19 protein-coding genes are annotated in these 26,590 nt (G+C 29.2%); 7 read left to right on the top strand and 12 right to left on the bottom strand.

What is annotated here, in order from left to right:
- Nucleotides 1–17 precede the first annotated feature (17 nt).
- Nucleotides 18–1,763, bottom strand: coding sequence for an arginine--tRNA ligase (gene argS / locus BCHRO640_RS02330; RefSeq protein ID WP_015344705.1), 1,746 nt, complete (start codon nucleotides 1,761–1,763; stop codon nucleotides 18–20).
- Nucleotides 1,764–2,394: 631 nt separating this feature from the next.
- Between argS and aspS the strand changes: the two genes are divergently transcribed.
- Entirely contained in the window at nucleotides 2,395–4,119 is a 1,725-nt protein-coding gene (aspS, locus tag BCHRO640_RS02325) for an aspartate--tRNA ligase (protein WP_015344704.1), read from the top strand.
- A 292-nt stretch (nucleotides 4,120–4,411) separates the two neighbouring features.
- On the top strand, nucleotides 4,412–5,770 hold the full coding sequence (mepM, locus tag BCHRO640_RS02320; RefSeq protein WP_015344703.1) for a murein DD-endopeptidase MepM: 1,359 nt from the start codon (nucleotides 4,412–4,414) through the stop codon (nucleotides 5,768–5,770).
- Nucleotides 5,771–5,950: 180 nt separating this feature from the next.
- Here mepM and pyk read toward each other — a convergent pair whose 3' ends face one another.
- Nucleotides 5,951–7,399, bottom strand: a complete 1,449-nt coding sequence (gene pyk, locus BCHRO640_RS02315) for a pyruvate kinase (RefSeq protein ID WP_015344702.1) — start codon at nucleotides 7,397–7,399, stop codon at nucleotides 5,951–5,953.
- Between the two features lie 677 nt (nucleotides 7,400–8,076).
- Here pyk and zwf point away from each other — a divergent pair.
- The 3 genes from zwf (at nucleotide 8,077) to cspE (ending at nucleotide 11,545) form a co-directional block, all read left to right on the top strand.
- On the top strand, nucleotides 8,077–9,561 hold the full coding sequence (zwf, locus tag BCHRO640_RS02310) for a glucose-6-phosphate dehydrogenase (RefSeq protein ID WP_015344701.1): 1,485 nt from the start codon (nucleotides 8,077–8,079) through the stop codon (nucleotides 9,559–9,561).
- Nucleotides 9,562–9,794: 233 nt separating this feature from the next.
- Nucleotides 9,795–10,730 carry a protease HtpX gene (gene htpX / locus BCHRO640_RS02305; protein ID WP_015344700.1) on the top strand — a complete coding sequence of 312 codons (936 nt, stop codon included), beginning with the start codon at nucleotides 9,795–9,797 and terminating at the stop codon, nucleotides 10,728–10,730.
- 605 nt (nucleotides 10,731–11,335) lie between these two features.
- Nucleotides 11,336–11,545, top strand: a complete 210-nt coding sequence (cspE, locus tag BCHRO640_RS02300) for a transcription antiterminator/RNA stability regulator CspE (RefSeq protein WP_011282991.1) — start codon at nucleotides 11,336–11,338, stop codon at nucleotides 11,543–11,545.
- 336 nt (nucleotides 11,546–11,881) lie between these two features.
- Here the strand turns inward: cspE and BCHRO640_RS02295 are convergent, their stop codons facing one another.
- The 3 genes from BCHRO640_RS02295 to manX all read right to left on the bottom strand — a co-directional run bounded on the left by BCHRO640_RS02295 (nucleotide 11,882) and on the right by manX (nucleotide 14,643).
- On the bottom strand, nucleotides 11,882–12,748 hold the full coding sequence (locus BCHRO640_RS02295) for a PTS mannose transporter subunit IID (protein ID WP_015344699.1): 867 nt from the start codon (nucleotides 12,746–12,748) through the stop codon (nucleotides 11,882–11,884).
- A gap of 26 nt (nucleotides 12,749–12,774) precedes the next feature.
- Nucleotides 12,775–13,584, bottom strand: coding sequence for a PTS mannose/fructose/sorbose transporter subunit IIC (locus BCHRO640_RS02290; protein ID WP_015344698.1), 810 nt, complete (start codon nucleotides 13,582–13,584; stop codon nucleotides 12,775–12,777).
- A gap of 75 nt (nucleotides 13,585–13,659) precedes the next feature.
- Complete coding sequence (gene manX, locus BCHRO640_RS02285; protein ID WP_015344697.1) at nucleotides 13,660–14,643, bottom strand: PTS mannose transporter subunit IIAB; 984 nt, start codon at nucleotides 14,641–14,643, stop codon at nucleotides 13,660–13,662.
- A gap of 535 nt (nucleotides 14,644–15,178) precedes the next feature.
- On the opposite strand from manX, the gene BCHRO640_RS02280 reads away from it, so the two are divergent.
- Nucleotides 15,179–16,738 (top strand): TerC family protein, encoded by a 1,560-nt coding sequence (locus tag BCHRO640_RS02280; protein WP_015344696.1) that lies wholly within the window; start codon nucleotides 15,179–15,181, stop codon nucleotides 16,736–16,738.
- A gap of 64 nt (nucleotides 16,739–16,802) precedes the next feature.
- Here the strand turns inward: BCHRO640_RS02280 and pabB are convergent, their stop codons facing one another.
- Complete coding sequence (gene pabB, locus BCHRO640_RS02275) at nucleotides 16,803–18,191, bottom strand: aminodeoxychorismate synthase component I (protein WP_015344695.1); 1,389 nt, start codon at nucleotides 18,189–18,191, stop codon at nucleotides 16,803–16,805.
- Nucleotides 18,192–18,557: 366 nt separating this feature from the next.
- Between pabB and tsaB the strand changes: the two genes are divergently transcribed.
- Nucleotides 18,558–19,277: a tRNA (adenosine(37)-N6)-threonylcarbamoyltransferase complex dimerization subunit type 1 TsaB gene (gene tsaB / locus BCHRO640_RS02270; RefSeq protein WP_015344694.1), complete on the top strand. Its 720-nt coding sequence runs from the start codon at nucleotides 18,558–18,560 to the stop codon at nucleotides 19,275–19,277.
- Between the two features lie 356 nt (nucleotides 19,278–19,633).
- On the opposite strand, the gene minE is transcribed toward tsaB, so the two are convergent.
- The 6 genes from minE to sppA all read right to left on the bottom strand — a co-directional run bounded on the left by minE (nucleotide 19,634) and on the right by sppA (nucleotide 26,399).
- The gene (minE, locus tag BCHRO640_RS02265; protein ID WP_015344693.1) at nucleotides 19,634–19,897 is read right to left on the bottom strand and encodes a cell division topological specificity factor MinE; all 264 of its coding nucleotides are present in this window, start codon (nucleotides 19,895–19,897) and stop codon (nucleotides 19,634–19,636) included.
- 7 nt (nucleotides 19,898–19,904) lie between these two features.
- Nucleotides 19,905–20,717, bottom strand: a complete 813-nt coding sequence (minD, locus tag BCHRO640_RS02260; RefSeq protein ID WP_015344692.1) for a septum site-determining protein MinD — start codon at nucleotides 20,715–20,717, stop codon at nucleotides 19,905–19,907.
- 25 nt (nucleotides 20,718–20,742) lie between these two features.
- Nucleotides 20,743–21,423 carry a septum site-determining protein MinC gene (gene minC, locus BCHRO640_RS02255; protein ID WP_015344691.1) on the bottom strand — a complete coding sequence of 227 codons (681 nt, stop codon included), beginning with the start codon at nucleotides 21,421–21,423 and terminating at the stop codon, nucleotides 20,743–20,745.
- 704 nt (nucleotides 21,424–22,127) lie between these two features.
- The gene (dsbB, locus tag BCHRO640_RS02250) at nucleotides 22,128–22,652 is read right to left on the bottom strand and encodes a disulfide bond formation protein DsbB (protein ID WP_015344690.1); all 525 of its coding nucleotides are present in this window, start codon (nucleotides 22,650–22,652) and stop codon (nucleotides 22,128–22,130) included.
- A 517-nt stretch (nucleotides 22,653–23,169) separates the two neighbouring features.
- Nucleotides 23,170–24,168 (bottom strand): type I glyceraldehyde-3-phosphate dehydrogenase, encoded by a 999-nt coding sequence (gene gap, locus BCHRO640_RS02245; protein ID WP_015344689.1) that lies wholly within the window; start codon nucleotides 24,166–24,168, stop codon nucleotides 23,170–23,172.
- A 377-nt stretch (nucleotides 24,169–24,545) separates the two neighbouring features.
- Nucleotides 24,546–26,399: a signal peptide peptidase SppA gene (gene sppA, locus BCHRO640_RS02240; protein WP_041567611.1), complete on the bottom strand. Its 1,854-nt coding sequence runs from the start codon at nucleotides 26,397–26,399 to the stop codon at nucleotides 24,546–24,548.
- Between the last annotated feature and the right edge of the window lie 191 nt (nucleotides 26,400–26,590).

Genomic DNA, 26,590 nt, shown 5'->3' with positions numbered 1-26,590 from the left:
AAAAGATATATTAATTTTTACATATATCTTACTGTTTTAATTCCTAACAAATTTAATCCTGTTTTCAAAGTACGCATAGTAATTAATGCTAATTTTAATCTACTATATTTTATATGTGTATTATGTGCTTTGATAATGGGACAGTTTTCATAAAAGGAGGAAAATAATACGGATAATTTATATAAATAAGAACATAGTATGTGAGGAGCACCTTGATTTGATACCGCAACAATCATTTCTTCAAATTGAAGTAAACAAATTGCTAACAATATTTCTTCTTCAGTTTCTAATTGAATATTGTTTTTTTTTAATTGAAAATTAGGTTGTTTAGATCTCTTAAAAATAGCAGAAATTCTGGTACATGCATACTGTACATAAGGAGCTGTATTTCCTTCGAAGTTTAACATGTTATTCCAATCAAATATGTAATCTGTAATACGATTTTTTGATAGCTCAGAATATTTAATCGCTCCGATACTAATAATATGTGCTAGTTTATTAATTTCAGTATATTTTAAATTAGGGTTTTTGTTTAATATTAAACAACGGGCGCGTTCTAAAGCTTCATCTAATAATGTTTTTAATTTCAACGCATTGCCAGCTCGCGTTTTAAATGGTTTACTGTCTTTTCCAAGCAGCATACCACACATATGGTGTTCTAATAAGACTGATTTTTCTATATAACCTGCTTTATCAGCAATTTCCCATGCTTGTATTAAATGTTGTTTTTGTCGAGAATCAATATAGTAAATAATTCTATCGGCATGTAGTACCTTGCAACGATATTTTATACACGCAATATCAGTAGTGCTATATAAATAAGCTCCGTCTTTTTTTTGAATAATGACTCCAAAAGGAGTACCGAGTTTGTTATGATAATTTTTGAGAAATACCACAGTAGCTCCATTACTTGTGACGGCTAATCCTTTATTTTTTAAATCTGACACAATACCAGGCAGCATATCATTATAAAAACTTTCTCCTATAATGTCGCTTTTTTTTAAGTTAATATTCAATCGTACGTATATGTCCTGATTGTTCAATATGGAAATATCTACTAGATATTTCCATATTTGACGATAATGTTTATCGCCTTTTTGTAATTTTAGAACATAATTGCGGGACAATTCAGCAAAATCAGGATCAATATCATATTTTTTTTTAGCTTCTCGGTAAAAATGTTCTAGCGTAGATAATTGTATAGTTTTATTTAATAAAAATCTAGTTTGTGCATTTTTTTCTATATAGGCGATTAGCATACCGAATTGAGTGCCCCAATCCCCTATGTGGTTGGCTCGAATGACATTATGCCCTAAAAAAGATAAGACACGTGCGATACTATCTCCGATAACAGTTGAACGTAAATGCCCAACATGCATTTCTTTTGCAACATTTGGTCCAGAATAGTCAATAACAATAGTTTTTGGTGTAGCTGGAGTAATACCTAAATGAGATGCGGAAAAAATATTATTAATTTGATTGGATATCCATTTTGTGTTTAAAAATATATTAATAAATCCTGGTTTTTCAATTTTTATTGTATGAGCAACATCATTTAAATTAATAAACTGTATGAATTTTTTAGCGAATTCTTCTATAGGTATATTTAATTTCTTAGAGATAGCTATTAATCCATTAATTTGATAGTTTCCAAATTTTCTTTTTGTTGATTGTTGTACTTGTATCAGATGAAAAAATGATTCATTTGTAATTGCAAGTAAAGCTCTATGAATTTTTTTTAGTAAAAATTTTTGAATATTCATATAAGTGTTTTAAACATATATTATTTCTATATTAGTAATACAATTTGATTGTTTGATATATAGTAAAACTATATTTTGTAATTGTATAAATATCTTTAAAGTTATTTTTTCATTTGTTCGAACTATTCATGTTAGTGCTTATAACACTTAGATTGGTGAATCATTATTGATAATTATATAATGTTCTGATGTGATTTTTTGAAAAATAAATAGTAACAATTATATGTGAAATAAAATATATTTTATTTCACATATAATTGAGGATTTAATTCTATTTGTAATAAAAATATCATAAATAAAAACCATATACAAGGATACATATGTATCCTTGTATATGGTTTTGTTATGTATTATTTATTTTAAATAATTAAGTGTTGTAATTTTATTTAAATAAATATAAGGTAAATTTAATTTACGGTTAATTTAAACAAATTTAAGTATAGTGTAGAAAAAGGTTCTATAATGTTTTTATCAAATTATTCACATCATGTTGGAAATAGTTTTATTTTTGTGAATTGTTGAAAAAAGCGTATGTATTTTGTAAGTTATAATATGCATGTGTTTAATTGATATGTAATTTTCTGTAAAATAGATATTATTCAATTCGATATTCATGATTAGAGGTATTCGTATGCGTACTGCATATTGTGGTCAATTGAATTTGTCCCATGTCGGTTTAGAAGTTACATTATGCGGTTGGATTAATAAATATCGTAATTTTGGTGGGTTAATTTTTATTGATTTACGTGATAGAGAAGGATGTATACAGGTTTGTTTTGATGTACATCAAAACAAAGAAGTGTGCATATCTGCTGCTAAATTGAAACAAGAATTTTGTATACAGTTAATAGGTATGGTGCGCGCCCGCCCTAAAAATCAAATTAATAGTAATATATCTACCGGTGCTATTGAAGTAGTAGCGAAAAAATTTTCTATTCTTAATATTTCTGATCCATTACCATTGGATATTAGTAAAAATAATATTGAAGAAAATAGACTAAAATATCGTTATCTTGACTTAAGACGTTCTATTATGTTTTATCGAATAAAAACTCGATCGCGTATTATGTCAATTGTTCATCGTTTTATGGAATTAGAAGGATTTTTGAATATCGAAACACCGATGTTAACAAAAGTTACTCCAGAAGGTTCTCGTGATTATATTGTTCCTAGTAGATTACATACGGGTAAAAATTATGCTCTACCCCAATCACCTCAAATATTTAAACAATTATTAATGGTTTCTGGTTTTGATAGATATTATCAAATTACTAAATGTTTTCGGGATGAAGATTTACGTGCAGATCGTCAGCCAGAGTTTACGCAAATAGATATTGAAACTTCTTTTATGACAACACAAAAAATACGAGAACTTATGGAAATTTTTATTCGTATCATTTGGCGTGAAATTTTAAATGTAGAATTGGGAGTATTTTCGCAGTTTACATATTCTGAAGTAATACAGCGTTTTGGATCTGATGCTCCAGATTTGAGAAATCCAATAGAAATGTTTGATGTATCATATTTATTTAATTCAACACAAAATAGGTTGTCATTTATTAGAGCAAATAATATTGATGTACAGGCAATAGCTATGAAGGTGCCTAATGGTAGACAACTGACACAAAAACAGATCGATGAGTATATTTATTATTCTAAACAATGTGGTTTGAAGGAATTACTGTGGGTTAAGGTGCAATTTAGTGACAATGATATTACTAAAAAAGAGATTCAAGGATCAGTCACTAATTTTATAGATAACTTAACTTTAGATATTATTTTAAATAAAACTAATATTAAAAGTAATGATATTTTGTTTGTTGGGTTTAATGATAATAAAAATCAATTTATCACAAAAATGTTAAGTGCTTTAAGATTAAAATTAGGTAATGATCTGTGTTTAATTAAGAAAGATTCTTGGGCTCCGCTATGGATAATAGATTTCCCGATGTTTAAAAAGAACAGTCATGGAGAATATACATCTATGCATCATATGTTTACTTCTCCAAAAAATTGTGACGTTCAAATGTTAAAGAAAGATCCGTTATTAGTAATTTCAGAAGCTTACGATATGGTGATTAATGGTTGTGAGATTGGTAGTGGATCAGCGCGTATCCATTCATTTGATATGCAACAAGCGGTATTTAACATTTTAGGTATTACTCAAAACGATCAGAAAAAAAAATTTGGGTATTTCATGGATGCATTAAAATATGGAGCGCCTCCACATGCTGGTTTAGCATTTGGATTGGATCGGATAGCTATGTTACTAACTGGTTCTAAGAGCATTCGAGAGGTGATTGCGTTTCCTAAAACTACGGCATCAGTAGATATAATGGCAAATACGCCTGATTAATTTATGTTATCAAGCAGAAGTGTTTAATATTGGAGTATTCATGTGAGTAGATTTGTTTTGTATTAGAAAAAATATTTAAGGAGGTTATTGTAGATATTGTAAAAAATAAAAGTAATCAATAGATATTACTATATGTAATTATATATCACAAGGTACATAAGTAATGTGATTTTTTTATTGAGAGACAGCGTTAAAATTAAAGTCATTTTTATTATTTTCTGTAATAATTTCTTTTAATTTTGGTCAAAATGACTCTCTTTTTGTTGGAGATCGTAATATAGGCTATTAATTAGTGCGTAGTATTATTGTTAGTTCTATTAAGTTATTATATCGTTATATGTATAAACATTATTTTGTAATGGTATTTGTGTTTCTGTTAATGATTGTGATTGTAATGGTTTGTGAAGTTTTTACTTCATGCATGTTGAATAAAAATAAAAAAAATTCTAGCAAAGCACTTCTTATTAAGAACCATGAGTTTCATCAATTTGAAATTATGAAAAATGGAAAATTTTTCAATAGTGTGATGGTTCATTCTAATATTTTGAAGAAACATTGGTGTTTTAATGAATCATTAAGAGACATAAACATGTATAACTATACAGTATCTCAGAATGAGATATTGAGTAAAATTTTAATAAAATATAGTAACAATGGTATCGATACTTCTGAAATTACTCTTTTACTACAACAGTATCCAGTATTAAGACAGATAAAAACGGGGCAAATACTTTCTTGGATAATAATTACAAAAAAAAAATTACAATGTTTAGTGTGGGATATTTTTCCGCAGGAAATTCGTGTCTACAATCGCATGAATACTAGTTTTACAGAAGGAATTATTAGATTTTCAAATCAATTAAATGATGGGTTATCTCCTTCAGTTTTATTTATAGGTAAATTAAGTGGAACATTTATTGATAGTGCTCGTTCTTTAGGTATAGAGGAAAATTGTATTATGGATATAACTAATGCATTACAATATCAATTAGATTTTCACAAACTACATCAGGGAGATAGATTTTCTGTATTAATATCAATAATGATGAATGATGATCATAGTATTAAAAGTAAATTACTTGGAGCGAGATTGTGTACTGCTGGTAAAGACTACTATGTGTTTCGCGCAAATAACGGTAAATTGTATGATCGTGAAGCTGTGAGATTAGGGGGTAATTTTATACGATTTCCTACATTAAAACCATTTCGTGTGTCTTCTAATTTTAATTTAAATAGATTGAATCCTGTGACTGGTCAAGTATCCCCCCATTCTGGAGTTGATTTTGCCGTTCCAATAGGTACCCCTGTTGTATCTGTAGGAGATGGAGAAGTTATCGTCAGCGCATATAGTAAAATTGCTGGTAATTATGTGGCAATTAGGCACAATTGTCATTGTACAACTCGATATATGCATTTAAAAAAGTTATTAGTTAAACCTGGACAAAGAGTTAAATTAGGTGACAACATAGCGCTATCTGGAAATACGGGTCGATCGACAGGACCTCATTTACATTTTGAAATATGGATCAATCATCGTCCCGTAAACCCATTAACTACTACATTATTAAATTTTGAGAAGTTATTAGGACATGAACGTACGATATATTTAAAGCAAGTAAAAGAAATTCTTCCTCAATTATGTTTTGATTAGATGTATTTAATTTTCTAATTTTTTAGAGCAATATGGTTTTTATTTAGTTTCTTTTTTTTTAAGATAGTTTATGCGCATGTATGCGGGGTTTTTTAAGTAATATTACATATTATTATATTATATGTGTAACGATATTATGAATTTTCATTTAATTGGAAAAAATATTTCAATCCATGATAATTATTCTACTTGTAAAACGTGACTAATATTAATTACATCACATTTATTGTATATATCATTTTGTATCACAACTACTAATTCACCAGATAGAAGAAGTCCTTTGTCACGTAATAAATTACTAGCATATTTGGCATCTATCACGTTATTCCCTGTTCTATTAAAATAAATAGGAATAACTCCTTTGTAAAGAGTAACTATATTTAAGATATGTTTGTGTTGGGATAGCGCAAAAATAGGCAATTTTGAATTGATACGAGACATTAATAACGTAGTACTCTCAAATTCAGTCAAAACGATAACTGCACTTACTCCTGCTAGATGATTGGCAGTGTACATTGCCGATATAGCGATAGCTTCTTCGATATCATCAAATTTTTTTTTTTGATTGATGTCTGATAAAAAATTGATGTTTGAAATTTTTTCGGCACCCAAACATACATTAGCCATAGCTGCTACAGTTTCAGATGGATATTGACCTGTAGCAGTTTCAGCGGATAACATAACTGCGTCAGTACCATCCAATACTGCATTGGCTACGTCCATTACTTCTGCGCGAGTAGGCATAGAATTATGAACCATAGATTCCATCATTTGAGTTGCAGTAATGACTGCGCGATTAAGAGCGCGTGCTCTTTGTATTATTTTTTTTTGTACACCCACTAGTTCTGGTTCTCCAATTTCTACTCCTAAATCTCCTCGGGCTACCATGACTGCGTCTGATGCATGAATGATGTCATCTATTGTTTCGTCGGATGCAACTACTTCTGCACGTTCTATTTTAGAAATAATTTTTGCATGACTACCAGCATCGGCAATTAATTTTCGTGCACAATTTAAATCTATACTGCTACGAGGAAATGATATTGCTAGGTAGTCAACTCCAATTTGAGCTGCGGTGATAATATCAATTTTGTCCTTGTTTGTTAAGACTTTCGCTGAAAGCCCGCCTCCTAATTTGTTTAAGCCTTTATTGTTGTATAATGTACCTCCAATAATTACTTTAGTATATATTTTAGTATTATGGATTGTTATAACTTTTAATTGAATTCTCCCATCATCTAATAGAAGTAAATCTTCTGGGTGTACATCTTGTGCGAGTTCTTCGTAATCAACACCTACGCATTTGTGATTACTGTTATTATTGTTTGTCATCATGGAATCAATTAAAAAGTTATCTCCAGATTTTAAATGTATTTTGTTTCCCTGAAAAGTTGAGATACGGATTTTAGGGCCTTGTAAATCACCAAGAATAGCAATATATGTACTTAGTTTGGAAGCGATTTCGCGTACTTTTTCTGCTCGGACAAAGTGTTCTTGTGTTTTTCCATGAGAAAAATTTAGTCGTACGATATTTGCTCCTGAGATAATTATTTTTTCAAGATTGTTACCTTTATCTGTAGCAGGGCCTAAAGTAGCGATAATTTTAGTTCTTCTCAATTGTTGAGACATAATAGTTCCTTATGCAACTTAAATTTAAATAACCAATATTAAAGTGTGGCGATCATTAATTATGTTATTAATGTATTATAATTTATGTTTATTTTATATTAAATTTTAATATACTATATGATAGTATACCTATTAAATATAGAATATTTGTTCTCGATATTTATAAAATAATTAATTAAATTTTTTTGGAAATATTAGCAAAATTAATGCAATAACATCTAATATAATAAATATTAATGAAAATCTATCGATTTAATAAACACATAGATAATTGCAATTGTAGTAGATAGGATAGTAGATAGGATTTTTTAATATAAAATAAATTATTTAATTATGAACAAACTTATGATACGTTAATTCAGGTATTATAAATTATGTACTATTATATATTTTATTAATATTTAGGAATATTAATTTTTTGGATATGACGTTTGATGATATATCTTAAAGATGTAAAAATTTGTTAAAAAAATTGTGAAAATATAAAGACAATTAATATCAATATTATAAATGATGCTTAATTTTTTACGGGTTATTACGTTTATAAACCTAAATTTAACTAAGCTACTTATTATTGTATTTTGATTAAATATAACAAGTTTATACTTGTTATATAACCTACCTATATATGATGAATATTAAAGATTTATATTCATCTGACATATCAGAGAATAAATATGAGATCAACATCTATCACTCGAGCATGTAATTTAATTATTTTTGGAGCAAAAGGTGATTTGGCACGCAGAAAATTGTTTCCATCATTATATCAATTAGAAAAAATAGGCGCTATTCATCCTGACACACGTATTATAGGAGTAGGTCGTGCAGAATGGAGTCTTGTTATGTATATCGAAGTCGTATATGTTGCTTTAAAAACATTTATGCCAGACCCTATTGATGAATCGCTATGGAATGTGTTTAGAGCACGACTTGATTTTTGTAATTTAGATGTATATCAAACTGAACGATTTGTTTTGTTGTTAGATAAGCTAAAGAGCATAGATATAGAGACAGTAAATTATCTTGCTATGCCTCCTGATACGTTTGGTGTTATATGTAAAGGGTTAAGCACTATTGGATTAAATAAAAAATCAAATCGTGTAGTTATAGAAAAACCATTGGGTACTAATTTAACTTCTGCTCGTATTATTAATGCGCAGATATCAGAATATTTTGAGGAAAAGCAAATTTATCGCATTGATCATTATTTAGGAAAAGAAACAGTTTTGAACTTATTGGCATTACGTTTTGCGAATTATTTATTTTCTTCAAATTGGGATAATAATACTATTGATCATGTGCAGATTACTGTGGCAGAAGAAGTAGGTATTGAAGGTCGTTGGAAATATTTTGATTCGGTAGGGCAAATGCGTGATATGATACAGAGTCATTTATTACAGATTTTGACTATCATAGCTATGTCACCCCCAACTAATTTAAGCGCTGACTGTATTCGAGATGAAAAAGTTAAAGTGCTTCATTCGTTGAGGAAAATTAATTGTAATAATGTACATGATGTTACGGTGCGTGGACAATATACGTCTGGTTTTATTCAAGGGAAACCAGTACCTGGTTATTTAGAAGAAGAAGGGGCTAATAAAAGCAGCAATACTGAAACATTTGTATCTATTTGTGTCAACATAGATGATTGGCGTTGGACTGGTGTGCCATTTTATCTACGTACTGGGAAAAGGTTACCGATTAAATGTTCTGAAATTGTAATTTTTTTTAAAAAACCAATAATTAATTTATTTTCTGATTCGTATAAAGACTTACCTAACAATAAGTTGACTATTCGATTACAGCCAGATGAAGGGATAGATGTTCAAATTTTGAATAAAGTACCCGGATTAGGCCATAAACATCGATTACGTACTACCAAATTAAATTTAAGTTTTTATAAAGATTTTTGTCCAGAACATGTAATTGATGCATATGAACGATTATTGTTAGAGACCATGCGTGGTATTCAAGCATTATTCGTTCGTTGTGATGAAATAGAAGGTGCTTGGAGATGGGTTGATTCTATTGTGCAAGCTTGGGAATTGGAAAATAACGCTCCCAAGCTTTATCAAGCTGGTACTTGGGGACCTACAGATTCTGTGACAATGATTGCTAAAGATGGTCGTTTTTGGAATGAATATAAATTTTATACGTAATGATTTTATATATTATAGTGATCATTAATGTATCTATTATAATTAATAGAAGTTTAAAATTTTTTATTTTTAAAAAAGATATTTGTAACAATTGGATGTTTTTAATTGTTTAAAACTTTCATATAGAAGTGTTTTTATTGTATATAAAAGATTCTTTAAAAATTGAAATTATCTATATCACTAGATATTATTTAAATATTTAGGGTATCTTAGTAAAGAGGAAGATGGTTTTTATGATGCGCATTATATTGTTTTTAATTACTAATTTATCAGTAATGATATTATTTGGTAGTATATTGAGCTTACTGGGATGTTGGTCCTCTACTACATTTGAATTAATGAAAATGGCTGGAATATTTGGTTTCGGAGGAGCGTTCATTTCGCTATTATTATCTAAATCTATAGCTTTATCTGCAGTTAATGGATTGATCATTAGTCAAGCATCTAATGATGTAGAACATTTATTATTGAAAATAATAAATGTTCAGGCTAAGAAATTAGATATTGTTGCGCCACAGTTGGCAATTTACGATTCTATAGATATGAATGCTTTTGCTACGGGAGCAAGAAGAAATTCGGCGTTAATAGCCGTTAGTACTGGTCTCTTAAAAAATATGAATCCAGAGTCAATTGAGGCTGTTGTTGCTCATGAAATGAATCATATCGCTTCTGGCGATATGATTACTATGACTCTTATTCAAGGTGTAATTAATACTTTTGTGATTTTTGTATCACGTAGTCTTGCTGCGATGGTTTTTTATTGGACTTCTTTTATAAATGACCAAAATGATGAGCAGTTTGATGTTCGCAGTAGTAATTATTGTGATATTAACAATTCTATGGTGTATATTATTGTGTCAATAATTTTAGAAGTTGTGTTTGGTATGTTTGCTAGTATCATCGTGTTTTGGTTTTCTCGTTATCGTGAATTTTATGCGGATGCTGGTGCTGCTAAATTAGTAGGATGCAGAAATGTTATTGCTGCCTTACAAGAATTAAAACATAGTTATACACTTAACACATCTAATCATATTACTACTTTGTATATTAATAGTATAAAAAAAAGTATATTAAGTGATTTGTTCGCATCTCATCCTTCTTTAGATAAACGGATAGAAGCGTTACAACATGGTACTTATTTAAATAAGTCGTCTTATTTTTTTAAATAAATAATTTTGATTAAAGATGAAAATGATTGTTTTTATGAGTTTATGTACAGGGTTATGTGTCATATGATTTACAAAGTAAAAAATAAATGCTATCTTACCCGTAGCATTTAGTGCGAGTGCAATGTTTTTATAGAAATTTTTATTTTAATTTAATTATGTTCTAAAATAACGAAAAAATTTGTTTTGTTTTTGGGTTTTATATGGTAGAAATAGTAATGTAGAGTAGTTCTTTATTTATATGTAAAATCTTTTAGACATTATTATTAATTGAATAAATTGGTTTATATAGTGAGTGCGCTGAATTGCATCATTATTTTTAGTATGCTTTTTGCATTATTTTTTCAATGATGATAGTGAAAATATGAATGAAAGATTTTTATATATTATTAGTAGGATCACTAAATCTTACGATTCAGTGATCAAATGTCAGGTAAACCGAGATATGCTTCCGTATATAAGTAGTATTTTGATAACTTCAGTAAAGAAGTGTTATGTATGAATAATATAATTTCCTCTTATTTGAATGTTTCACGAGAATAATAACTCTGGTTTGTCTTTTAATCGCTGTTACGGCAAATGTAAACACTCTAAAGGAAATACGTAAGATGGCAAAAATTAAAGGTCAAGTAAAATGGTTTAATGAATCTAAAGGTTTTGGTTTTATTACACCGTCAGATGGTAGCAAAGATGTATTTGTACATTTTTCTGCCATTCAAGGAAATGGATTTAAGACTTTGTCTGAAGGTCAAAGCGTAGAATTTGAAATTCAAGATGGACACAAAGGTCCATCTGCTGTAAACGTGACGGCTTTATGATATATGATGATTAATTAATGTATGTGTATTTATATAAAATGTAAAATAAGGGTATTTTGAAAACAAACAGCGAGTATCATAGTACAAATTTACTGTTGATGTGAAATACATAGTACTTTTTTTAAAGTTTAAAATGTGTGTAGGTAGGTATAGAAAATAAGATGCGGTACTAATGTGTTAATTTAGTAATTTTGGTAAAGATCTTAAAAAATGGATGATGGTTACTGCTGTGATAGTGTGTTAGAGCTACAAAAAAATAAGAGAACCTAAGAAGTAAAAGTATTAATTAATATTAAAAAAGGTTCTCTTATTTTTTTGTAGCTCTAAATTTTTTGTTTAAAGACTTAATAATCTAGACCAGTATCCAAAAATTCCGATCCCAAAAAATCCTATAATAATCCATAGTGCATTTACTTTCTTATTCAGTAACCACATACAAGCAAACGTTAATAATAAAGGAACGAATCCAGGAATGAGCTGATCTAAAATATTTTGTACAGTTGTTACTACTGTATTTCCATCATTATCAGTAATTGTAGAAAGAACGCATGGTATGTTTACATGTGTCCATTTATTAACTAATGCTCCCATAACAAATAAACCTAAAATTGAAGAACCTTCTGTCAATTTTTGTAAAACCCCTCCTTTCATATCATTAACAACGCTGATTCCTTTTTTGTAGCCGTACATTATACCATAATAACGAGTAGCTAGCCTAACCGTGTTGAACAAAATAAAAAATAGACACGGACCTAGCAAATTCCCACCTATAGCGATTCCTGCTCCTAGGGCAGCAAATACTGGTCTAGCAGTCCCCCAAAATATCGGATCACCAACTCCAGCTAAAGGTCCCATTAGCCCAACTTTTAAACCATTGATAGAAGCATTATCTATAGTAGTAGCACCATTAGCTTTTTGTTCTTCCATGGCCATAGTGACTCCTAATATAGGCGCAGCGACATATGGATGCGTATTAAAAAATTCTAAATGTCGTTTAATTGCTTCTTTTTGATCTTTGCTGTTTTTTGGGTATAAACGTCGGATTACTGGAATCATAGAAAAACAAAATCCTAATGCTTGCATACGTTCAAAATTCCAAGATCCTTGAAAAATATTAGAACGAATAAAAACCGCACGTATATCATTTTTCTTTAATTTTATTGTTTTAGTTTTAGTATGGATTTTTTGAGGATTATTAATCATTATGATTACCTATTAATCTAGTCTTATTAATCTAGTTCATCATCAAGATTACTTGCGGATTGAACAGTTTGGTTAGAAAGATTTTGATTTTTAACTTGATTATAGCGTGGAGACAATTGAATGTACAGGATGGCCAGAATTATACCAATGATACCCAATGCGACTAAATTGAAATCGGTAAAGGCTGTAATAACAAATCCTAAATAAAAAAAAGGCATTAAATATCCGGTGCGCATCATATTTATAACCATAGCATACCCAACTACAACAATAATACCTCCAGCAATATTTAAACCATTAGTTATTACCTCTGGAATAGCATGGAGCATAGAGTGCACTGTTTCAGTTCCAACGGAAACTCCAACAATAGTCGCTGGAATTGAAACCCGCATAGCTTGTAACATAAGAGCTGTAATATGAATCCAACTTAAAATTTTCATATTACAGTGTTCAGCTGCTTTGTCAGCGGCGTGTTGAAATGCTACAGTAATAGTACGCACAATAATGGTTAATACTTGTCCGGTAGCGGCTAATGGAATTGCTAAAGCGATTCCCGCTCCGATAGGTTGTTGCCCCATAATGACTAAAATAGTAGAGATAATTGAAGCTAAAGCAGTATCGGGTGCTACAGCAGCTCCTATATTCATCCATCCTAGTGCTATCATTTCTAGCGTGCCTCCAATAATGATTCCAGTTTTTATATCTCCTAAAATTAATCCAGTTAGCGTGCATGCTATTAACGGTCTATGGCATTGAAATTCGTCAAGTATTGAGCCCATTCCGATAACACAAGATGTAATGAACAATAAAATAATTTGAAGTGTGTTAATTTCCATTTCATTTCCTAAATATATGAAAATAAAATATAGCGTTTACATGAATTTATTAAATAAAATTGTACATCTAATTAATTAAAAATTATTTATTTTTTTTATTAATTGCATCATTTTTAATGATGGATCTGATGGCACTTTACGTACTTCTAATTCAATGCCATATTGATCGAGTTTTTTAAAAGCTTCAATATCTGTATTATTTACTGATATAGCATTATTTATTTGTTTTTTATCTTTATAAAAAGCCATTCCTCCAATATTTACTGAATTGATAGGAATGCCGCCCTCAAAAAGACGTAAAACATCTGTAGGATTAGTGAATAACATTATCACTTTATCTCCGGCATATTTAGGATTATTGTATACACGTATAGTTTTATTGATATCTAGAACATGAGCAGTTATTCCGGGGGGAGTTACTTGAGTAAGTAAAGTTTTTCGGATCATATCTTTAGATACTTCGTCGTTTACTACTATGATGCGTTTAATATTGTATTCTTTAGCCCAACGAGTTACTACCTGTCCATGAATCAACCTATCGTCAATACGTGCTAGGCAAATGATCATATGGTTTTTGTTATTTTTATCTGATAGTTTATTAGGTTTAGGTACGGTGGAGTGTTTAGTAATGTCTTTTTCATCGTATAAATGGGTGTGAGTTAGGGAGTAATTTACTGATTTTATACTTTCATGACCAGATTTTAATGCTATTTGTATTAGTTCTTGAAAGGAATGGATATTGTCGCGTGCCATGAAAACTTCTATTAACATAGGGATATTCATTCCTGTAACGATATCGTATTTTTCTTTATTTAACACGATGCTATGAGCAGCATTAAACGGGCTGCCTCCCCAGGTGTCCACCAAAAATAATACTCCTGCGCTTTTATTAAGATTTGCTAGATGTGCATGATATTTTTCAATTAATATTTTAGTATTTTCTTCGGGTAATAGATCAACCCATGCAACATTTTGTTGTTTTCCTATGATCATTTCAGTGGTTTCAATCAATTTTTTAGATACAGAACCATGAGCTCCTAATATAATAGCAATAGTCACTACTTTTTCCTCTTTTGTATGTTTTTAGCAATTCCTTGTGATTTTAATTCTTAAAATCACAAGGAATTGTTTTTAATGTTATCGTATATAGGTTAACATTGTTTTGATATGTAAAAGTAAAAATTGTATCACTATAATAGTTTAGATTATTTTCTGATTTTTGTTTCAGTCAACGGACAATACAGAATCAAAATAAACTTGATATACTGTAAAAAAATCAACGAGTATATTATACTGTCTTTTTTGTCATAATGATACATTATCTTTAATGTTAAAGCATTTATTTTCAATAATTTGAAAAGATATTTTATATTATTCCATAATAATGATCTTATTATGTAAGTGATATCCACATAATTTATGATTATACATAACATATTTTTAATTTTTATCAATGCCCTCCTTTGTACAAACTTGTATTTTGATCGTGTTTAATTTATTGCTGACAACTTCATTATGTAATCAGATATTTTAATATGTTTAATATAAATATGCCATGAGACGATTTGTTATCTAATGTTCAATGGAGATTATCATGGAATTTTTAACAGACATATCAATGTGGATAGGATTCTTAACTTTAATAATTTTAGAAATTGTACTTGGCGTTGATAATTTGGTTTTTATTGCTATTTTAACAGATAAACTTCCAAAAAAACAACGTGAACGTGCATGTATTATTGGGTTAACTTTAGCATTAATAATGCGTATTGCATTATTATCTTTGATTTCATGGTTTGTTACGCTTACAAAACCATTATGCAAAATTGCTACTTTTTCATTTTCTGGTAGAGATTTAATTTTATTATTTGGTGGCATGTTTCTTTTGTTTAAAGCAACTACTGAATTACATCAACAATTAGAACATAAAGTACATAATCACACTAGTCGTGGATATGCTAGTTTTTGGGTAGTAGTGATACAAATTGTAGTTTTTGATGCTATTTTTTCTCTCGATGCAGTAATAACGGCTGTTGGTACAGTAGAGAATTTGACAATAATGATAATAGCAGTTGTTATAGCAGTAATAATAATGTTTCTATCATCTCGTTTATTAACTAACTTCATTAATAGTCATCAGACTGTAGTAGTTTTGTGTTTAAGTTTTTTATTAATTATTGGTTTGAGTTTAATTGCAGAGGGAATTGGATTTTATATACCAAAAGGTTATTTATATGTTGCTATTGGATTTTCGGTATTAATTGAATTATTTAATCAAATTGCTCACTGTAATTCCATGAAGGGTCAATCAACTAAATCAATGCGTGAACGCACAGCAGAGGCGATTATGAGGTTAATGGGTGGTAATACAGCTCAATGGGACTTTGATACAGAGAAAAATTCTTCACTTCTTTTATCAACAAAAACACATTTTGCTGAAGAGGAGCGCCATATGATTACTGGAGTATTATCGTTAGCTTCACGTACCTTACGCAGCATAATGACTCCTCGAAATGAAATTTCGTGGTTAGATTCTCAAAAATCCGTGCAAGAGTTATATTCTACGTTAATGAATACTCCTCATAATATGTTTCCAGTATGTAACGGTGAATTGGATCAATTAATAGGCATTGTTCGTGCTAAAGATTTAATGGCGGCTATTGCTAATGGAGAGCAATTAGAAACACATGCTTCAGAAAATTTGCCCATTGTAGTTCCAGAAACTTTGGATGTCTTAAATTTATTAAAAGAATTGCGGCGTGCAAAAGGAAGTATGGTTGTTGTATCTAATGAATTTGGTATTATTCAAGGATTAATAACCCCTTTGGATGTATTAGAAGCCATAGCTGGTGAATTTCCTGATGAAGATGAAACACCAGAAATTGAGATAATTAATAATGGGACAGGTTGGTTAGCAAAAGGTAGTATGGATTTGCATGCATTGCAACAGGCATTGCAGGCTCATGATTTGGTGCATGTTTGTGATCATGTAGCTTCTTTAGCTGGCCTGTTATTATCTCGTTGCGATCGTATACCAAAAGAGGGCGATGTGTTAACAATTAATAGATGGCGTTTTATAATTCGAAAAATGATAGAGTATCGTATTGAATTAGTAGAAATAGAATGCCTTTTATTTTTTAATGATACGCATTAATAAATAGTATTGTTACATATACACATATGTATGTGTGATACTATGAATTGTTGATTTAAAGCAGTTATTTTAAATAAAATTTTTTTAGTAGTGGTAGCAATAAAGTAGAGATTTTGTATTGCATTTCTTGATATTCTGCTTCTTCATCGCTATCAAAAATAATACCGCTTCCTACTGAACAAAATAGGTATTGTCTTTCAGCTAATATTGTTCTGATAGCAATATTGGTATCCATATTACCACAACAACTTAAGTATCCAATACTTCCAGACCAAACGTTCCGGCGTTGTGGTTCAAGTTGTTCAATTAATTGCATAACTTGAATTTTTGGGGCTCCAATTATAGATCCTCCTGGAAAACATGCACGTAATAAGTCACAAGCAGAAAAATTATTAGAAAGTTCTCCTGTAATGGTACTGATCATATGATGTACCCCTGGAAATGATCGAATATCAAATAATTTAGATACATGAATACTGCCCGGAACAGCTACTTTTCCAATATCATTTCTTAATAAATCGACAATCATTAAATTTTCTGATTGATTTTTTGTAGATTTAGATAATTTAATAATTTGGTGATAATCATCTTGTGCGTTTTTTAATCTAGGTAACGTACCTTTAATAGGTTGAGTTTTAATTTTTGTATTATGTAACCTTAGAAAGCGTTCTGGAGATAAACTGAGTATACTTAATTTGTTTGGTAGTCGAACAAAAGCTGAAAAAGGTGCGTGATTATAATGTAACAGATAACGAAATGCTATCCATTCATCTCCTATATATGGAGCAGAGAAACGTTGAGAAAGACATACTTGATAGCAATTTCCTGAAATTATATGTTTTTGGATAGTATGGAATTTTTGCTTATATTCAGATCGACTAATGTTACTTTTCCATGGTTGTATGAGATTGAATGATGTATTAGAAACATGATTGTTATATATATGTTGTTGTGCATATACCCAGGTCAATATTTGATTAGGATCGTCGTGAGTAACAAGATAATTTTTACAAAGTTTATGATCTGCAATGATTGCCCAGCGATACAAACCTATTGCCATATCTGGGAACGAAAGGTCTTGTTCTGCTAATTTTGGTATTGATTCAATATATCTTGCGAGATCATATCCAAATACACCTAAAAATCCACCTTGAAATGGTAATTGACAGTTATTTTCTGGTTTCATATTCATGATATGAATATATTTTTTTAGTAATATAAATGGGTCTGTATTATCAATTTGATGATTTTTATCATAAGAAATTGTAGTGATATTGTTGTGCGTTGTTAATGTAAGAGTTGGATGAGTAACTAATATATCAAAACGACTATCTGGGTGTTTATTATTATGACCAGAATATAATAACATAGACCATGGTGTATTAGATAAAGGATCAAAAAGATTCAGTACAGTATAAGGATGATAGGGTAATTCTACAAGATGCATGCTCATTTAAAACAGATTTTTTCCTTTATGATTGTAAGCATATATATTGATTATGCATATAACATTTTATTGTTATTTTTTTAAAAAATGAAGAATATTTAAAATTTATGTTGTTGCATGTATCAGATTTAATGATTGTATATGTATTGGATTTTAGAATACTTTAAAAAATTAAATGATCAGTACATCTATGTTATTGTGTTAAAACGCTTGATCATCATATCATTGAATGATTAAAATATTAATATAATTTTTTAGTTTTAATGATTTTAGTTGGTTTAGTAAATTTCACACTTTACTATAAGTAAAACATATAGTATGTAATGCAGTTATAATTTTCTTTTTATACAATTTCATTTTTATTTACATGATATGTCTACTCAAATTTTGGCTTTTGATACTACCACTGAATTGTGTTCTGTTGCCATAATGATTAATCATAGCATATATGATCATAAAATTATAGCTCCAAGGAGTCATTCAGAGAATATATTGCCTATGATTAATCAATTATTAATAGAAGTAGGTGTTACCTTACAATCCTTGGATTGTATTGTATTTAATAGAGGACCGGGTAGTTTTTCCGGGATACGTATTGGGATAAGCGTCGCACAAGGATTAGCATTAGGAGCAGATTTACCATTAGTAGAGGTATCTTCTTTGGAAGTACTAGCGCAGGGGGCTTGGCGTATTTTTTCTGTTAAACAAGTTATATCTACTATTGATGCGCGTATGGGTGAGTTGTATTGGGCTCATTATTATCGAATGAGCGACGATAGTTATTGGATACGTAGCGATAATGAGTCTATTACAAAACCGGAAATAATTGCAAAAAAATTAATATATTCTGGTTCCCAGAAGCTACAGAGTAACTTGGCGCTTGTAGGAACAGGTTGGAATAACTATCTAGTATTGAAATGCATAAGAGTGCCGGGTGTGATTGGCTTAAAGAAGAGTGTTATGTCGCCTGAAGCACAGGACATGTTGCCTTTAGGCATATGTAATTGGAGAAACAAAATATTTATTAATCCAAATCAGGCGCAACCTGTGTATTTACGTAACGTAGTAGTTGTAAAGAAAAATGATATTTAGTTTTTAATAATGGCTATTAATGATCTAATAATGTTAGATGTTGTCTGTACATTTTAATAATTTTTACGTAAGTAAACATATATTTATTATATTTTGGAATTGTAATATGATTATGTATAGAATTGTTTCGTAACATTACGGCATGGTTATATTTTTTATTTTTTACTGTAATTTGGATTTTTGCAATAAAAATTTTTTATTGGATATTGATTAGAAAAATAAGGAGATATAACAAAGTTGTTGTAATTTTGTTTTGTTTTTATATATTAATGTAATATCTTTTTATACTGAGAGAAGATTGTTTATTAGTAGTATTGATGAATTTTTTAATTGAAGATTGGCATTAATTGTACGATTTATTGTGTCTCTTCATTAAAAAAAATTATCTTACATTTTAAAATAGATGTATTGTTGTCCTTTTTTTCTAATTGGATTGAAAGTATGCGTGGATTATGTATATATTTACTTATTGTTTGGACTAAATCTTTTTTTAATTGAGGTAAAAAATATGGAGCAAAATTATTTCTAATGTTATGGTCAGAAACAATTTCTTGTAGTCTTTTTTTAGCGATGTTGGCCGGTGTTTTTTTTCTAAAAAAAAAGAAATTTACTAAAACCATAATAGTATTATCTCTTGAAAAATCGTTTAAAAAAATTGGGTTTTTTTTCTTCAATAAAGCGCAAAGGACATGGATTACCTAACAAACGATCTACTGTATCTGAATAGGCTTGTCCTGCATGAGATTTTGAATCCAAAATAATTGGTTCACCTTGATTAGATGCTTTTAATACTGATTTATCTTCTGGTATAACACCTAGAACAGGAATTCTTAATATCTCTATCACATCTTCTAAACTAAGCATATCTCCTCGTCGAACGCGGCTAGGATTATATCGAGTTAGTAATAGGTGTTCTTTGATTGTGTCTATACCATTTTCGGAGCGTTTAGATTTAGATGCTAAAATACCCAGTATGCGATCTGAGTCATGTACTGATGAAATTTCTGGATTGGTAGTAACAATGGCTTCGTCTGCAAAATATAGAGCTGTTAAAGCTCCGCTATCAATACCTGCAGGAGAATCACATATTATAAATTCAAAGTTCATTTTATTAAGATTATTTAATATTTTTTCTACTCCAACTCGAGTTAGAGAATTTTTATCACGTGTTTGTGAAGCAGGTAGAATATATAAATAATCAGTATGTTTATCTTTAATTAATGCTTGATGTAAAGTGGCATCGCCCTGGATGACATTAATAAAATCATATACTACTCTACGTTCGCATCCCATAACTAAATCAAGATTACGCAATCCGATATCGAAATCAATGACAGCGGTTTTTTTACCTTTACGCGCCAGTCCAGTAGCGAGAGCTGCGCTTGATGTTGTTTTACCTACTCCTCCTTTTCCTGAAGTAATAACTATTATTCGTGTCATAAACAAATCCTTATTGCAGGATACATTATAAATTTTGAATGATAAGCATATCGTCTTTTAAACTAAGTCTTACCGGTTTACCTGAAAATTCTTTTGGAATTTGATCGCTTAGCCAATAACGTCCTCCAATAGATACTAGCTCAGGAGATAAATGAGTACAAAAAATTTGAGATTCTTTACTACCAGAGGCGCCGGCTAATACTCTTCCTCTCATCGTACCATAAATATGGATATTTCCGTCGGCAATAATTTCAGCTCCAGCGCTAACATTTGCAATAATAATTAAATCTCTGTTGCGAGCGTATATTTTTTGTCCAGAACGTATTGGTGTATTGATTAATTGTGTTTTAGAGATTATTGGGATGTTTTTTTGTAAGCATTCTGCAAAATATTTATATTTGACAGAGGCTCCTTGAGTAAGAATAGGTATTCCACTATGAATAATTATTTTTTTTAATTTGTTATCATGACAACAACATACTCCAACTATAAATAATCCAGCATCGGATATTGTTCGACATAGAGCATCCCAATTATTGCAATAATTAAGATTACCAACGTCTATAACAACTGGAGTGTTTTTTAATAAAAAAAAGGGAGCTTTTTTTATTTTTTCTTCTAATGATCGACGAATTACCCCTATACACGTACTATAGACATGTATCACCAATAATGTAAAATTACTCCCTTTTATGCTGATAGACACATTGATCTTTCACAATTTAGATATATATGCATATACTTATATGCAACACGATTATTTGTATGAACGTATGTTTATTTATTATTCGTTTTATGATTTATATATATTAATTTTTATTTTAAAGTATAAAATACTACTATGCCTATAGTAGAATATGTGAAACGATGACTTGTCAATAAAAATTAATTAATGACCATACATAGTTCAATAACTGCTGTAGTATAATGTATTTCATCGATGTAGTAAATACGACGTATTTAAAATTGTACGATGTTAATGATTGTTTATTTTTTATAAATTATCAGGACAGTTATATTTTTTTTAACATGAGATTAAGGTTAACATATTATAATAGTATATTGGTAATATAATTTTTACTTTTTAAAATTTTAGATATTAATGTAATATATATATTTTATAAAAGTTTTAAAACAATAAGAAATACTAATAATAATATTATTTCAGAAGGTATATATTATGTAGTGCAATATATATTTGAGTTGGTTTTGTTCAACAATATTTTTTTGAACAAATATATGCTAGAATTACTCAGTATATTTCATGTTGATTTTTCAGTATGCACGCAATTAGGGTAAGTAGGTGACTGCAATAAAGATCGGTGATAATATATAATTTTTGTGTTTTATGTATAAATAAGTAATATATACGCTTAAATACAAAAAATTGGTATTAATTTTATTTATATTCTATTTATTATTCCATTTTTTGAGATCAATAATTTGTGATAACGATACGAGTATCGCTATTATTAAGTAGTTAGCAAAAATTATAAGCATCCATTGAGATATTTCTAATGATAAAAAGTACCATTTGTATCCGGCGCAATCACCATCAGCATCAAACATACTAGGCCACCACTTATTTAAAGGTAACCAATGAGGAAATTGGACAAACAAATCACACATGAAAAATGGGGATGGATGTAATTGAATATCAGTATATTCTTTAGCTAGCAACAATCCTTTCCAGGCGCTGTATATCCAAATCGGAATAGAAAAAAATCTTAAAGGAGTAAATGGAGCAATTGTTCCAATCAATCCAGCAATTCCTATACCACACAAAGCACATCTTTGGTAAACACATAATACGCAAGGTTTTATTAAAACAATGTGTTGTAAATATAAGGCTATTAACTCTAAAATAACAACAGTAAATATTAACAAAACCCAGCTTTTTCTAGTTTTAGAGCAAATATTTAAAAAATTCAACATAAATAATTACCTAAAATTAAAATAATTCAGATTGATATATTTTAATATTTTTTGAAAAATAAAAAATTTGATATCAACAAATCTGTTGTATATTAAATTGTTATATATGATATCTGTGTAATTACGTATACGTTTAAACCTTACTAAGGTTATCAAATTAGAAACAATGAAACAAGTATAACAATTTAATATATATTTATTTGTGGTTAATAGCATTGAGATATTAATATTTATAATTTTTCCAATGCAGGTCAATTGGATAGTATAGATTTATATACGTTGTCAACGACAATATCGTATGTCATATTCATAATATGAATTAATACTATTTTTATAGTTTTCCTATTTTATTGATCTTTATTTATATTTCAAATATCCAATTGATAAGAGATGTTATTTGAGGATGTTGCAGAGATAACATCTCTTATTTGAAAGTCATTAAACAGTTTTTATTTGATTCTAATCATTAATGAGATTACCTATGTAATAGGTTGAAGTATTTATTGGATGATATTATTTAATGTTTTGTAATATATACACTTAAATCGATTACTTTGTCAGAGTAGCCTGTTTCATTATCATACCAAGATATTAGTTTAGCGAAATGATTATTTAATAAGATGCTTGCTTGTGCATCGAAAATAGAGATTAATTTTTCTCCGTTAAAATCGCTAGATACCACTTTTTCATCAGTATATCCTATAATTCCTTTTAAATTTCCGTAAGCGGCATTTTTAATAACATCACAAATATTTTTATAAGAAGCGGATTTTTCTAAACGGACGGTAAAGTCAACAACAGAAACATTTGGAATAGGGACTCGGAATGATATTCCAGTTAATTTACCGTCTAGCTCTTTAATAACTTTTCCTAATGCTCGTGTCGCTCCAGTAGAAGATGGAATTATATTTTGGTAGGCACCACGTCCACTTCTCCAATCATTATGTATTGGGGCATCAACGGTTTTTTGAGTAGCGGTGGTAGCATGAACAGTAGTCATTATACCTTCAATGATGCCAAAATTGTCGTTAATAACTTTAGCTAATGGAGCTAAACAATTAGTAGTGCAAGATGCATTAGATATTATTTTTTCTCCCTTGTAGAGATGGTTATTAACTCCCATAACAAACATTGGTGTATCATCTTTTGATGGGGCTGTTAATACTACTTTACGGGCTCCAGAGAAGATATGTCCATGAGCTTTTTCTTCAGTTAAAAACATTCCTGTAGATTCAGTAACAACATCAATATCAAAATTTCCCCAATATAAGTTTTTTGGATCTTTTTTTGAAGTGTAGTGCACAACTTTATCATTAATGATTAGATGGTCACCATGTACATTAATTGTTCCTTTAAATCGTCCATGAGTTGAATCATATTTCAACATATATGCGATATGTTCAATGTCGAGTAAATCATTAATGGCGACAACATCTGCGTCTTTTCTGTCTTGTACAGTTCTAAAAATAACGCGACCAATTCTACCAAATCCATTAATACCTATTTTAATAGCCATATTATTATATGCTCCTGTTTTAGTTGTGATTATATGTTATGTTGTAAATTTTAAATGAAGGCATGGAATATTGTTTTATATATTGAATTCTCAATAAGAATTATTGTAATGAATTCAAAGTAATGTGCGTGTTTGATGTTTTTGATATTTTATATATTACATATTAGCGATATGATATCATATCGCTAATATGTAATATATTTAATTTTTGATAGTTACGTGTATTTTATAATTTATTATGATCTAATAATATAAATATATTTTTAGATTCCTCTTTTATAGGTACTTAAATTAAATGAATTTATTAATGTGATTTTTTGTGATTGAATCATCATTTTTCAATGCTATAAGTATGTAAATAAAATTTTTTTTTTATCTTATAATTGTTCTGAATAATTTAAATCAAGAGCATAGCAATTTTTTGGATCATTCCACGAAAATTGTAGGATATTAGAGTTATTTATTTTTATATTATTATCAAAATTAATTAATGAAACGTAATGATTTAATAAATTTATAATTATAGTATGAATAACTTTATTAGCTTGTTGTATTAAAACATCTATCCAATTTATTTTATTTTCGTACCAATTTAGTTGATATTCTTTTAAGTGAGCTAGTTCAATAGCTTTATTTATTGCGTCATCTAAATCTCCTATATTGTCAATTAATCCATTTTTTATTGCATCATAGCCAAGCCATACATGGCCTTGAGCGATTTTATGGATATCTTCTGTAGTTTTACAGCGAGATTCAGCCACAGTGTTAATAAAATAATGATAACTGGTATTTACATAAAGTTGCATCATATTTATATATTCAGTAGGTAGCGGGGTAGTTATTGAAATATTTGATATAGGGGATGTATTTACTCCATCACTATGAATACCGATGGTGTCAAGAGATTTTTCAAATGTATTAATAATACCAAATATACCGATAGAACCCGTAATAGTACTGTTACTTGCAATAATAACATTGGCTGGTGTTGATATCCAATATCCGCCAGATGCTGCTATGCCACCCATAGAAACCACTACTGGTTTACCAGAATCCCTGACAGCTATTAATTCTAATCTAATTAATTCAGAAGCATTTACACTTCCACCGGGACTATTGACACGAAGTACTATTGCTTTTATTTTAGGATCAAACCGAGCGCTGCGAATTTTATGCGCTATAGTATCACCACCAATTGAACCTGGTATATCAGGTCCATCCACGATAGGGCCATTAATACATATTATTGCTATTTGGTTATCTTTTTTTTCAGGAGCTATAAGATTATAATCATACATGCTAATTGCATTAAACGAAGTGCCTTGTTTATTGGATCCAAATATTTCTTTCATCGTATTTTCTATAACAAAATGGGATGCGATTTCATCAATCCATTTATTTTTCAGCGCATAAGCTGCAGTATCGCCTTGCATTCGATGCAATTCATTTAATATATTGTTGATTCCCGGAAAAATTGATTGTGTTGTTGTGTTACGATTAATAGATATTATTTTTAAATATTGATCCCATAAACGATTTACCAATTTTGTTTCTTCATGTCGCACATGATCAGACATTTGATCTTGAATAAATGGTTCAACAGCAGATTTATATGTACCTACTCTAAAAATATGAGTATTAATTTTTAAATTATTTAATAGAGATTTATAATATAATTTGCTAGTAGAAATTCCTCGTAAATCTACAAATCCATGTGGTGTGAGATAGATTTTATTGGCATAACTAGCGAGCAAATACTGTGATTGATTGTAATAATCAGAAATAGCATAAATTGGCTTACCAGATTCTTTGAATTCACGTAATGCTTTACCAATATATTCTAATGATGTTTGATTGCTTCCACAAAAGTTTTTTAATGATAATATCAATCCAGTTATATGTGGATCGTTTTTGGCTTGACGTAATATACTAATAATATCAAATAATGAGTTTTCTTGAGCATTTGGTTTATTTGTATTTAATAAATGTTGACTGAATTTTTGAAATTTACTATATGTCACTGGTTTATCTACAATAATACCAGAAAGATCTAGAATTAATGCAGAGCACTTTGATAACGAGGCAGAAGAATCACGTAAATTTAAATATACTCCCACACTAATTACAATGAAAATGATGAAAAATATATTTATTATTACTGTTCGTATAAGATGCAGTGTACGTATGCTATATCTAAGTACTTTATAAATGATCTTCCATATATTCTGGATGAACGACTTTATCATTAAAAACATTATATAATATCCACATTAACTTTATATTTTCACATTTAAATCAAATTAGGTATCACACAATACGTATAAATTAAATGAAAATTATGAAATTTTTATGATTTTATTAATTTTTACATATATAAAAATTAAAAATTTTCAGTGATATCATGTCATATTAGTAGTTAAGG

The organism is Candidatus Blochmanniella chromaiodes str. 640 (assembly GCF_000331065.1).
Taxonomy (GTDB): domain Bacteria; phylum Pseudomonadota; class Gammaproteobacteria; order Enterobacterales; family Enterobacteriaceae; genus Blochmanniella; species Blochmanniella pennsylvanica.
The sequence above is the reverse complement of the archived record's forward strand: the minus strand, read 5'-3'. Positions and strand labels throughout refer to the sequence as shown.

Bases quoted from the DNA above. Each gene is read 5' to 3' on its own strand.
- htpX (WP_015344700.1), top strand. From the start codon at position 9,795: ATGATGCGCATTATATTGTTTTTAATTACTAATTTATCAGTAATGATA.
- pyk (WP_015344702.1), bottom strand. From the start codon at position 7,399: ATGTCTCAACAATTGAGAAGAACTAAAATTATCGCTACTTTAGGCCCT.
- cspE (WP_011282991.1), top strand. From the start codon at position 11,336: ATGGCAAAAATTAAAGGTCAAGTAAAATGGTTTAATGAATCTAAAGGT.
- zwf (WP_015344701.1), top strand. From the start codon at position 8,077: ATGAGATCAACATCTATCACTCGAGCATGTAATTTAATTATTTTTGGA.
- aspS (WP_015344704.1), top strand. From the start codon at position 2,395: ATGCGTACTGCATATTGTGGTCAATTGAATTTGTCCCATGTCGGTTTA.
- minD (WP_015344692.1), bottom strand. From the start codon at position 20,717: ATGACACGAATAATAGTTATTACTTCAGGAAAAGGAGGAGTAGGTAAA.
- argS (WP_015344705.1), bottom strand. From the start codon at position 1,763: ATGAATATTCAAAAATTTTTACTAAAAAAAATTCATAGAGCTTTACTT.
- tsaB (WP_015344694.1), top strand. From the start codon at position 18,558: ATGTCTACTCAAATTTTGGCTTTTGATACTACCACTGAATTGTGTTCT.
- BCHRO640_RS02295 (WP_015344699.1), bottom strand. From the start codon at position 12,748: ATGATTAATAATCCTCAAAAAATCCATACTAAAACTAAAACAATAAAA.
- minE (WP_015344693.1), bottom strand. From the start codon at position 19,897: ATGGTTTTAGTAAATTTCTTTTTTTTTAGAAAAAAAACACCGGCCAAC.
- BCHRO640_RS02280 (WP_015344696.1), top strand. From the start codon at position 15,179: ATGGAATTTTTAACAGACATATCAATGTGGATAGGATTCTTAACTTTA.
- pabB (WP_015344695.1), bottom strand. From the start codon at position 18,191: ATGAGCATGCATCTTGTAGAATTACCCTATCATCCTTATACTGTACTG.
- dsbB (WP_015344690.1), bottom strand. From the start codon at position 22,652: ATGTTGAATTTTTTAAATATTTGCTCTAAAACTAGAAAAAGCTGGGTT.
- gap (WP_015344689.1), bottom strand. From the start codon at position 24,168: ATGGCTATTAAAATAGGTATTAATGGATTTGGTAGAATTGGTCGCGTT.
- BCHRO640_RS02290 (WP_015344698.1), bottom strand. From the start codon at position 13,584: ATGGAAATTAACACACTTCAAATTATTTTATTGTTCATTACATCTTGT.